The sequence below is a fragment of the Merdimmobilis hominis genome, assembly GCF_016901855.1.
Lineage (GTDB): Bacteria > Bacillota > Clostridia > Oscillospirales > Ruminococcaceae > Paludihabitans.
This window is the reverse complement of record NZ_JACJKY010000077.1, coordinates 1-395: the sequence shown is the minus strand read 5'-3', so window position 1 is coordinate 395 and position 395 is coordinate 1. Positions and strand designations below refer to the sequence as shown.

Sequence of the window (395 nt, the reverse complement as noted above, 5' to 3'; positions counted from 1 at the left end):
TTTTGTTTGTATGTAGGAGATATCTGTTACCCATTTTTCATTGGGCTTTGTCGCCTTAAAGTTGCGCATCAATTCATTGTTGTAATGGGTATAGGTGTTACAATCATAATGACGAAATCGTTTGCGTTTTCGTATAGCCAACAGATTATATTTGCGCATAATTCGCAAAACTGCTTTGTGGTTGATCACAAGTCCCGTTTCTCTCAGCAACCATATCTTAACACGGCGATAGCCATAGGTTCTATTTGCTTTCTTGTGGCATTCCACGATTAAATCTGCAATCACTTTGTCCTTGTCGGGTTCGTCTTTTCGATTCAACCATTTGTAATATCCGCTACGGGATACTTCAAGCAGCTTGCAGAGTTCTTCGACCGTGAAACGATCTCTGAACCGAT

At 40.5% G+C, this 395-nt stretch carries 1 protein-coding gene; it reads right to left on the bottom strand.

What is annotated here, in order from left to right; all coding sequences use genetic code 11:
• Nucleotides 1-395, bottom strand: a 395-nt coding sequence (locus tag H6A12_RS13140; protein ID WP_204448444.1) for an IS3 family transposase, incomplete at both ends; no start/stop codon positions are given.